Genomic DNA, 11,250 nt, shown 5'->3' on the forward strand with positions numbered 1-11,250 from the left:
GCCTGCCCGTATCTACGGGCAGGCGCTTTTTATGTAATGATTATCCCTGCTTAGCGGCCACCCAGCAGGCCGCCTAGCAGGCCACCCATGCCGCTGCCACCGAGCAGGCCGCCTAGGCCACCGCCCCCGGCGCTGCGCGGCGCCGAGTTGGGCCGGCCACCCAGACCACCTAAGATAGATACCAGAGAACCCAGGCCACCGCTACCGGTGTGCGTACCCTGTTGCGGGTAGTTGCCGTAGCTGCCGGTGTTGGACGAGCCACCGCCGCCGAGCACACCACTTAGCAGACCACCACCGAGCAGGCCGCCGAGCAAACCGCCCATCGAGCTGCCACCCATAGCGCCGCCCATCAGGCCGCCCATGCTACCACCAAGCGGGCCACCGCCCATGCCGCCCATCTGGCTGCCACGGCCGCTCATCACTTTGGAAATAACCATAGGGGCTACCACGCCGAGCAGGCCGGCCATCAACGCTCCTTTCGGAATGCCCACGCTGTCGAGCTTGTCGCCGATACCGCCCAGGAAGCTTTGCTTGGCCGGGTCGCTAGCCGAGTGCGGCACCTGTGCGGCCTGGTCCACTACCTGCTCCAAAGCGTGCGTCTGTTGGGGTGTGATGCCCAGGTAGGTTGAAATCTTGTTGACCATTTCTTCCTCCGTATTGGAGTAAGCCCCGTCGGCACGGGCAAAGCTGATGAGGTCAGTCACCAGAGAGAAGCGTAGGTCGCTCTGGCGCAGGGCATCCAGGTTGCTTTTCACGCTTTCGTTCGTAGAGTCCTGGGCGGCAGCAATAACCTGCTGCGCAGCACCGCTACTCAGGCCAGCCGATTGGGCCAGCTGCTGCAAAAACTCTACTTCGGCGGCTGATGCTTCGCGGTCGGCGGAGGCCAGGCTGGCAATAACGCTTAGATAAGCTGTTTTTTCGGGTTCGGAATACTGCTGGAGCAGTTGGGTATCATTCATGATGCGGGAGTTTTGGGAGAAAACAAAAACAGTTCCGGGGTTCTTAACGGCCCGCTCTCAGGAATGTTGACTTTGGATCCGGCCATATTCCTATCGGGCCGCTCTGTTAGTTCACGAGAGGCTTCGCTAGTTACGGTGTATTTGCTCGCGGCGCTACAGCGTTTTGGAGCCCATAATTGTTTCCCTCCCCACATCGGCCTCTCTTTACTCTAGGCCCACGCAGATTTTTCTTGAAAAAATTTACGCGCTACACGTTTCTGATTTTGAATAATTTATGCCTTTATCGGCCCGTTAAAGACCTTTTACACAGAAAAAATATAGCCTCAAATCCACCAGATGTTTGGTGTAATCAAAAACACCTCCCATATTTGCAATCCCAAACGGCACGTAGCCGGGAAGGAAATGGGAGATTAGCTCAGCTGGTTCAGAGCATCTGCCTTACAAGCAGAGGGTCACTGGTTCGAACCCAGTATCTCCCACCATTGAGAAACAGGCACTTAGCAGCAATGCTGAGTGCCTGTTTTGCTTTTGGTTTAAACGCTGGTTTAAACAAGCTATCCTCAGCCACCACTTGATATTGACAAAGCCAGCGATGCACATTGCTGAAGATGCACGTCCAGTACCGCAAGCCGAGCTATTGACTACTGCTTGATACGCGGTAGCAGGTTGAGCACCTGCATAAATTCTTGCGGCGTTAAAAAGACTTGTTAGATATAACTTTAGGAAGTTGTTTAAATCAGATAAAAGCCTGTGCTTTGTATAGTCATTGTTCTATACCTTAGTGTACTAGTATACTATTAGTGAGTAGCTAATTATTTTCTAGTAGCTGGCTAGATAGTACTCTGCCCTCTTGTCATTTCTTGTGTTCCATCCCACCTGCCATTTTATCTATGGTGACACCCCTACGCGCGGTTAATTCTTCCCTTGTTGGTCAATTTACTGCTTCCCGGTCCTGGCACCGTGCTTTGCTGTTGTGCTTGTTTCTCATTCTGGGAGATACAGGCCGCGCCTTTGCTCAGACCTATATCCTGAACGAAGACTTTTCTTCCGCCTCGGGCACTACGCCGCCTACCGGCTGGCTCAACAGTGCCGGTTCCGGGCCTGCCACCGATAAGTGGCACTTCGATAACCCCGGAGGTCGGAATATCAACTACCCTTTCTCCGGCAGCTTCGCGATTTTCGACAGCGAGAACTACTCCTCGGACGGAAGCAAGGAAACCACGACACTGGAGACGCGCTTCTTCGATGCCTCGGTAAGCCAAAACACCGTTCTATACTTCGACCACTTTTTTGCGGGTGGTAAAGGCGGTAGTGGTACGGTAGAAGTGTACAATGGCTTTATCTGGCAGTTTGTGGCTTCGTATTCAGATAGCACAGGCAATCCACAAAGTGAGGTTTACAATATATCATCCTTAGTGAGAGGAGCCACTGCTGCGAAGGTTCGTTTTCGCTGGGAAGGTAATAACTCCTACTTCTGGGCTATTGACAACATTCGCATTTATGCTCCACTGCCGCTCGATGCAGGTATCAGTGCTCTAGATGCACCCAACATGCCATTTAAGGCTGGTGCGCAACCTATTCAAGTGCGTCTAACAAACTTCGGTGCGAATACGCTGACTAAGACTACTATTGGGTGGTCAGTGAATAATGTAGTGCAGGCTGCCTACAATTGGACGGGGAATCTTGCATTGGGCATGTCGGCTAATGATGTCAAGATTGGCAGCTATAATTTCCCCACGGGTAAGCCGGTACGCTTGAAAGTTTGGCAAACCCAACCCAACGGCCTCAACGACCCTAATGGACAGAACGACACCCTGGCTGTTACATTATATAGCAGCTTATGTGGCCTCTACACGATAGGGGGGACGAATCCAGACTTCACCAGCTTTTACGGAAGCGGTAACGGCGCTGAACAATGCGGGGGTGACCTGCGGGGTGACTTTCCGCGTGCGCAATGGCGTGTATAATGAGCAGGTCAAGCTGGGCCAGGTCAGTGGTGCCTCGGCCACAGCCCCCATCGTGTTTGAATCCGAGAGCGGGGACAGCACTAAAGCCACGCTGCATTATCAGGTAAGCAATCCGGGCAATGATTTTACCCTGTCCGTGGATGGCTCCAGCTATATCAGCTTCCGTAAGCTAGGCCTGCAGCGCAGCAATGGCACCAAGTGCGTAGTGGCTAGTAACGGCGCGCATCACCTGACTTTTACCCACAGTAGGATCCAAGGGCCACTCGATTTTACTGGCAGTGCCAGTGCTCCTGTACAGGAAATTCGCCTCGAGAAGAATGCTTTTGCACTCACCAATTATAACGAAGGGATACAGGCTATCCGTATCCAATACTTCCGCAACCTGACCGTTACCGGCAATAAGATACAGGTACATGGCGCCACCGGTACCAGCACCTATGCACTGCTTACTCTAAATGGGCAAACAGCCCTCTTGGCGGATAACAGCATTGCTGTTGGCAATAGCAGTTCGGTACAGACTGTTTATGGCCTTTATTCCTCGTCGTGTACAGATGTCCAAGTGTTGCGCAATCAGATTCGCCTCACAGGGGGCCAATCAGATTCTTACTACGGCATTTTAATGAATAGCTCTAGTGGGCAGACAGAGGTTCGGGGCAACCAGATAGGTAATCTACCAGGTCAGCTATCTAATCAGTTTACCAGAGGTATATCTGCGACAAGCAATACCGGTAACCTATTGATAGAAAGCAACCATATCGAATATGCTAACATGGGCATTTATGCTGCCAGTTCCAATACTGGCGTTCTGCGTATTGCCAATGACACTATCCGCAACGTACAAAGCGGCATTATGGCCAGCCTGGGCAGCAATGGCAACTCCACGCTGACTCACAATCTCATCGAAAATGTAACAGGAGGAGTTGGCCTCCAGGCTTTCGGTGGTACGGGACAAATAACCAGCAATAAAATTATCAACCTGACCGGCGCAACCGGTCTGTACCTGGATGGCTCCAACTGTCTAGCTGCCAACAATTTTATTCAAGCTGGCGGAGTAGGTTTTGCCAAAGGCATCACCAATGCGGGCTCTGATAACCGCATTGTCTTCAACTCGGTCCATATCACCAGTTCAGATGCTGTTAACGGCCGGGCCTTTGAGTTGACCAGTGGCAGCAATCTAACGGTCAAAAACAACATCTTCGCCAACACCGGCAGCGGCTACGCCGCCTACCTGAGCAGTAACCTCAGCGGCACCAACGACTGGGACTACAATAACTACTACGCCGCCTCCGGCAAGCTTGGCTTCGCTAATGGAACCACGCAAGCAGACTTGGTTGCATGGAAGGCCATTATAGGAAAAGAGGCTCATAGTAAAGCAACAAACCCTTTTTTCACTTCACGCACAGATTTAAGCATCAATCAAATTCTGCTTAATGGCGCAGCAACAACGGTAGCGAATGTAACGACCGATATTGATGGCGCAACACGAGGTAGCACTGCTGACATTGGTGCTAAGGAATACACACCCTGTAGCCCCGATGTAGGTGTAAATACTTTTGTTAGTTTAAGCAATCCGCTTGCGCCAGGTAGTCAAGCTGTTCGTGTGCAATTGCAGAATCAAAGCCAGAGCTCTCTTAATTCCGCGGTAATCAACTGGTCAGTAAATGGAGTGGCACAACCTGCATACAAGTGGACAGGTTCGTTAGCAGGTGCAGAGAATACGACCACAACGCTTGGGAATTACAGTTTTCAAGCAGGCCGATTCTATTCTATTAAAGCGTGGGCTACTACACCCAATAGTCAGCCGGCTTGTAATGCTTTGAATGACACGGCCACTATAAAGGATCTGGCAACTCCCCTGTGTGGCCTCTACACGATAGGGGGGACGAATCCAGACTTCACCACTTTTACGGAAGCGGTAACGGCGCTGAACAATGCGGGGGTGACCTGCGGGGTGACTTTCCGCGTGCGCAATGGCGTGTATAATGAGCAGGTCAAGCTGGGCCAGGTCAGTGGTGCCTCGGCCACAGCCCCCATCGTGTTTGAATCCGAGAGCGGGGACAGCACTAAAGCCACGCTGCATTATCAGGTAAGCAATCCGGGCAATGATTTTACCCTGTCCGTGGATGGCTCCAGCTATATCAGCTTCCGTAAGCTAGGCCTGCAGCGCAGCAATGGCACCAAGTGCGTAGTGGCTAGTAACGGCGCGCATCACCTGACTTTTACCCACAGTAGGATCCAAGGGCCACTCGATTTTACTGGCAGTGCCAGTGCTCCTGTACAGGAAATTCGCCTCGAGAAGAATGCTTTTGCACTCACCAATTATAACGAAGGGATACAGGCTATCCGTATCCAATACTTCCGCAACCTGACCGTTACCGGCAATAAGATACAGGTACATGGCGCCACCGGTACCAGCACCTATGCACTGCTTACTCTAAATGGGCAAACAGCCCTCTTGGCGGATAACAGCATTGCTGTTGGCAATAGCAGTTCGGTACAGACTGTTTATGGCCTTTATTCCTCGTCGTGTACAGATGTCCAAGTGTTGCGCAATCAGATTCGCCTCACAGGGGGCCAATCAGATTCTTACTACGGCATTTTAATGAATAGCTCTAGTGGGCAGACAGAGGTTCGGGGCAACCAGATAGGTAATCTACCAGGTCAGCTATCTAATCAGTTTACCAGAGGTATATCTGCGACAAGCAATACCGGTAACCTATTGATAGAAAGCAACCATATCGAATATGCTAACATGGGCATTTATGCTGCCAGTTCCAATACTGGCGTTCTGCGTATTGCCAATGACACTATCCGCAACGTACAAAGCGGCATTATGGCCAGCCTGGGCAGCAATGGCAACTCCACGCTGACTCACAATCTCATCGAAAATGTAACAGGAGGAGTTGGCCTCCAGGCTTTCGGTGGTACGGGACAAATAACCAGCAATAAAATTATCAACCTGACCGGCGCAACCGGTCTGTACCTGGATGGCTCCAACTGTCTAGCTGCCAACAATTTTATTCAAGCTGGCGGAGTAGGTTTTGCCAAAGGCATCACCAATGCGGGCTCTGATAACCGCATTGTCTTCAACTCGGTCCATATCACCAGTTCAGATGCTGTTAACGGCCGGGCCTTTGAGTTGACCAGTGGCAGCAATCTAACGGTCAAAAACAACATCTTCGCCAACACCGGCAGCGGCTACGCCGCCTACCTGAGCAGTAACCTCAGCGGCACCAACGACTGGGACTACAATAACTACTACGCCGCCTCCGGCAAGCTTGGCTTCACTAATGGAACCACGCAAAACAGCCTGAGCAGCTGGCGGCAAACGTTGAAGATTGACCCCAATTCCAGCGCCGTTAACCCCTTCTATAAGTCGAACACGGAGCTACGGCCTCTGCAGCGCTTTATTAACGGGGCTGGCATTGCTTCATCAGGTGTTACGCTGGATATCGATGGGGAACTCCGCAACGGTTCTGCGCCCGACGTAGGCGGTGATGAGTTTACGGTAGACTTCGGTATTACCCGTCTGGTAAGTCCCACGCTGGACTGCAACCTGGGCAGCAGTGAGCCAGTGACGGTGAACATTGCTCAGTACGGGGATATACCACTACTCAACCTGAAGGTGGCTTACCAAGTTAACAAGGGCACCATCTATACAGATATCATTCCGGGTAGCACGGCCAATGATATTGCCTACACTTTCAAGCAGCCCCAGGATTTGGGCACGGATGGGGTGTATAGTTTCAAGATCTGGCTCGTAGATGCCAACGATGACAACATCAATAACGACACGCTGCGCATTGACCGCTACAAGAAGCCGAGCCCAAGCGTAAACTTTACCTACGTAACGGACTGCGCAAACCAGCCTGTAAAGTTCTCTGGTTCGGCCAGCATCAGCACAGGTAGCATTTCTCGGTACGAGTGGTTGTTCGGGGATGGGGACTCCGCCTCGGTGAAAAGCCCCATCCACGCCTATGCAAAGTCAGGTACTTACACTGTGACAATGCGGGCTTACTCCAAAGAGGGCTGCTACAGCGCTATTAGCAAGGCTGTAACGGTCACCGAAACGCCCCAGGCGGCCTTCACGGCCAGCAACTCCTGCTTCGGCTCGGGTATCACGTTTACCAATACCAGCACCATCGGCTCGGGTACAATGAGCTACAGCTGGAAGTTTGGGGATGGCCAAACCTCCACAGCGCAGCATCCCACGCATACCTATGCCAAAGCGGGTACTTATAAGGTAGAGCTCACGACCACTGGCAGCGCCGGCTGCAGCACTACCAGTACTACCATGGTGACGGTATATCCGCTCCCCGTGGTTACTACCACGCCTACCGGGACCATCACTATTGTAAAAGGCTCGAAAACGACGCTGAAGGCCAATGATGGATTTACGTCCTACCGCTGGTCGGATGGGCAGCCCTACCAGGAAGCGGTGATTTCGACGCCAGGCACCTACACAGTGACGGTAACCGATAAAAACGGGTGCCAGGCCACTTCGGCTGCCGTAACAGTACAACTAGCTCCGGAACCTACGGTGAACCTGGGTGCCGATGTGACGATGTGCGAAGGCCAAAGCAAAACACTGACAGCGGCCGCTGGCTTCAAATCTTATAAGTGGAATACCGGTGCCACTACCGCTTCTATTACCGTCACCTCGGCCGGCACCTACAGCGTGACGGTAGAAGATGCCTATGGCCAGCAGGCTTCGGATGAGGTGGTAGTAACGGTCACAACCCTCTCTAACATCAGCTTTACGGGCTTGAATACCGCGTATTGCGCTACGGCAGGCAATGCAACTCTGGCAGGCACTCCTGCTGGTGGCACGTTCAGCGGCACAGGCATTGTCAATGGCAATCAGTTTTCGCCAAGCACAGCAGGACCAGGCATACACACCATTACCTACCGCTACACCAATACCAGCGGATGTCAGGGCACGGCGACACAGCAAGTGACGGTTAATCCAGTACTCAGTGCCCCGGTTGCTACGGGTGCTTCGCGTTGTGGCACCGGCACGGTTACGTTGAAAGCCAGTGGCTCTAGCGGTACCTACGCCTGGTACGCCACGGCCTCCAGCACCACCGTGCTAAGCACCAACGCAAGCTTCGTTACGCCTTCCCTGAGCGCTACGACTACCTACTATGTGCAGGCCAGCTTCAACGCAAGGATGCCCCAGCAGCCGGGTGAGTGCTACGGCCACTATTAATGCCGTGCCGGTAGTAACTGCCAGCGCAACATCCCCCAGCATCTGTGTCGGCGCTTCCACCAGCCTGAAAGCAACGGGCGCCAGCACCTATAGCTGGTCGCCGGCTACCGGGCTGAGCACAACCAGCGGTGCTACCGTAACGGCGTCACCCACTGCCACGACAACTTATATAGTTACCGGTAGGAATGCCAGCGGCTGCACCAGCACCGCTACGGTGACGGTAACGGTAAACCCGGCACTGGCTGTGACTGCTCAGGCCTCTCCTACTTCCCTGATGCTAGGCAGCAGCACTACGCTGAGTGTAGCTAGCCCAGTAAGCGGGACTACCTACACCTGGAGTGGTCAGGGCCTGTTGCAAACCAGCGGTAGTTCCGTTTCGGCAGTACCCACAGCCACAGGAATCCAGCAATACACTGTCACGGCCACCAACAGCAGCTGTACGGCTAGCAGCTCCGTTTCCGTAACTGTGACAGCTGCTAGCCTAACGTGGACGGGACAGACGTCGACGGCTTGGGCCACCGCCTCCAACTGGAGCAACAACCAGATACCCACGGTTGCAACCACGGTCCTAATTCCGGCTGGTACGCCCTACTCGCCCGCCATCAGCTCGCTACAGGCAGTGAAGCAGGTTACGCTGGCCCAAAATGCCAAGCTCACCGTGCTGGATAACGGGGTGCTGGAACTGAAAGGCGACTTCATCAACAATGGTACGTTCAGCAGCACGGAAAAAGCCGAAGTGCGTCTGACAGGCTCGACTCGCCAGAAAGTCGGGGGTAGCGCCACTACGCCTTTCTCGAACCTGACGGTAGAAACTGCTGGAGCCGAGTTGACGGGAGCTACCACGGTAGCTCGCCTGCTCACGCTACGCGGTAATATTGTGACCAACAGCCAGCCCTTTACGCTACTCTCCGATGCCAAGACCACCGCTATGGTGGTCAACGCTGGCGGCATGGTAGTAGGCAAAGCAGCCATGCAGCGCTATATAAGCCCCTCCAACCCAGGTGTGGGCTACCGTCACCTTTCTTCTCCGGTAGTGAGTACGACGGTATCCGACCTGGCCACAGCTGGCTTTACGCCAAAGGTGAATCCAGACTACAACAAGCTGCCGCGCCCGTATATGCCCGCCTCCATTTTCCCAACGGTGCTTGGCTTTGACGAGACGCGCATTACGACCAAATACCCCGACTTCACTGTGGGCTGGAAGTCGCCGGCAGCTCTGACCGATGCTTTAATATCAGGAAAAGGGTATTCAGTCAATATCAGCGCCCAGGAGAAAGTCGCGCTGGAAGGTACCTTGACCACGGGAACCGTGCCTGTTAACACTCTCACCAATGGGGGACTGGCCAACTCGGGCTGGCACCTGCTGGGTAACCCTTACCCGGCACCTATCGATTGGGATTTAGTACCGGTTCCCACTGGTATGTACAATGCCATCTACACTTTCCGTTCGAGCACCGCATATGCCGGTTCGTATGTGAGCTACGTAAACGGTGTCGGGCCGAAGGGAGCCAACATTATCCCTGCTATGCAGGGCTTCCTGGTTCGCATGCAGGGCACCCAGCCGGTTACTTTCAACTTCATGGATGCCTGCCGTCTGACGTCTTACCAAAACCCAGGCCTGCACCGCGGAGGCGAAAGCCGACCCTTGCTAGAGCTGAGCCTGCGCGACGGGCAGCAGCGCACGGATGCAACGTATCTGTACTTTGAGCAGGGAGCCACGCCTGAGGTTGATGCCGCCTTCGATGCCTATAAGGTTCTGAACACGGATGGCAGCCCCAACCTATACAGCGTAGCAGCGCAGAAGCTCTTGTCCATTAATGGCCAGGGGCCGTTGCAGCAGTCCTTGGTAGTACCATTAGGCGTGCGGACTACGGCGGCTACTGTCCATACACTAGACGCTGCCCGGATTGTAAACTTTGCCAGCACCACGCAAGTGTTGCTCGAGGACCGCAAACTGAACGTGTGGCAGGATTTGCGCAATACTCCCGCTTACTCCTTCACGTCCTCAACAGAGGCGGAGGGTCGCTTCTTCCTGCACTTCAATCCTGCTTTAGTACCTACGCCTACCAAAGCAGGAGCTAAGGTTCAGCAGGTACACATCTATCCGAACCCTACTACTGGCCACTTCACGGTAGAGCTCAACCAGTATCAGGGCCGCGTGCATCTAGAGTTACTCAATGCCCTCGGTCAGCGAGTACTTGCGCGCTCAGTGTCGTCTACCGGGGTACAGCAGCATATTTCAATTGATGGCTCACAGCTTGCCATAGGTGTATATGTGGTGCGGATTACTTCCGGGAACCAAGTGGTTTCCCACAAAATCGTGCTCAACCGTTAGGTTCAGTTTAACGATTGGCCCAGCTTAAAATAAGCTGGGCCAATCTTTCTGCCGTTTGATCTGCTTCTTCCTCATTTCGTTTTTATGAACTCACCCTACTTTATCCTCCGCGCTTTCTTGGCCAGTACCTTCCTGCTACTAGCTGTTAGTTTTTCTTCGCCGCTTTTCGCGCAGGGCGACCCTGGAGACGGTGGTCCTGAGCCTGATCCGGAGCCCACAGCTGTGCCTATTGATGGCGGTGCATCGTTGCTGCTGGCCGGGGGCGTAGCCTATGGCCTGAACAACTTGCGCAAGCGTCGTTCTTGAGCCTAACGGATACGAATCGTTTTCATCCTGTAGCCCCTTCGGATAGCTTCTGACGGGGCTTCGCTTTTTGGTGCAAGTAGAATGAGAATGTTTACTGATTTTGACCTCGGACAGTCAGCTATAAGTTGTAGCCAATACCTAGTGGTGCAAGAGGTTAGGGGCCGATTGTTGAGCTTATACTACCAGCTACTCTTCTCGGAAGTACTCGAGCAAGTTGAACTATCACTTGACGCCTGAGGCTAACCAGGATTTTTGGTTAGCACCTATTTAACGACCTGCAAAGCAAGCACATGCTAGGAGACAAAACCCCGAATCCATAAGCAACCACCTGCACTCTAGCCGATTACACAGTATAGTAGGTCGATAGCAATATGTTATTGCTAAGCATCCTTCTAAGCTATGGCTCTTTGGGCTGCAGTATTGCTATGGAATACTAAGTAGGGGGGCGGTTTCAGCGTTTTTTACAAGTTGCTT

At 53.2% G+C, this 11,250-nt stretch carries 5 protein-coding genes and 1 tRNA gene; 5 read left to right on the top strand and 1 reads right to left on the bottom strand.

Annotated features, from left to right (window positions below; all coding sequences use genetic code 11):
* Window positions 1–50: 50 nt before the first annotated feature.
* Entirely contained in the window at window positions 51–959 is a 909-nt protein-coding gene (locus LRS06_RS25375; protein ID WP_308239891.1) for a TerB family tellurite resistance protein, read from the bottom strand.
* Between the two features lie 404 nt (window positions 960–1,363).
* Here LRS06_RS25375 and LRS06_RS09560 point away from each other — a divergent pair.
* The 5 genes from LRS06_RS09560 (at window position 1,364) to LRS06_RS25530 (ending at window position 10,776) form a co-directional block, all read left to right on the top strand.
* Window positions 1,364–1,441, top strand: a tRNA-Val gene (locus LRS06_RS09560).
* A 495-nt stretch (window positions 1,442–1,936) separates the two neighbouring features.
* Complete coding sequence (locus tag LRS06_RS09565) at window positions 1,937–2,926, top strand: hypothetical protein (protein ID WP_257871287.1); 990 nt, start codon at window positions 1,937–1,939, stop codon at window positions 2,924–2,926.
* The gene (locus LRS06_RS09570) at window positions 2,895–8,135 is read left to right on the top strand and encodes a PKD domain-containing protein (protein ID WP_308239892.1); all 5,241 of its coding nucleotides are present in this window, start codon (window positions 2,895–2,897) and stop codon (window positions 8,133–8,135) included. Before LRS06_RS09565 ends, LRS06_RS09570 begins: the two co-directional genes overlap by 32 nt.
* Window positions 8,113–10,470, top strand: a complete 2,358-nt coding sequence (locus tag LRS06_RS09585; RefSeq protein WP_257871288.1) for a T9SS type A sorting domain-containing protein — start codon at window positions 8,113–8,115, stop codon at window positions 10,468–10,470. Before LRS06_RS09570 ends, LRS06_RS09585 begins: the two co-directional genes overlap by 23 nt.
* An 84-nt stretch (window positions 10,471–10,554) precedes the next feature.
* Window positions 10,555–10,776 carry a PID-CTERM protein-sorting domain-containing protein gene (locus LRS06_RS25530; protein ID WP_374679422.1) on the top strand — a complete coding sequence of 74 codons (222 nt, stop codon included), beginning with the start codon at window positions 10,555–10,557 and terminating at the stop codon, window positions 10,774–10,776.
* Window positions 10,777–11,250 lie beyond the last annotated feature (474 nt).

This window comes from Hymenobacter sp. J193, assembly GCF_024700075.1.
Lineage (GTDB): Bacteria > Bacteroidota > Bacteroidia > Cytophagales > Hymenobacteraceae > Hymenobacter.

What these genes read in the sequence shown, in the direction of transcription:
- LRS06_RS25375 (WP_308239891.1), bottom strand. Translation starts at nt 959, where the DNA reads ATGAATGATACCCAACTGCTCCAGCAGTATTCCGAACCCGAAAAAACA.
- LRS06_RS25530 (WP_374679422.1), top strand. Translation starts at nt 10,555, where the DNA reads ATGAACTCACCCTACTTTATCCTCCGCGCTTTCTTGGCCAGTACCTTC.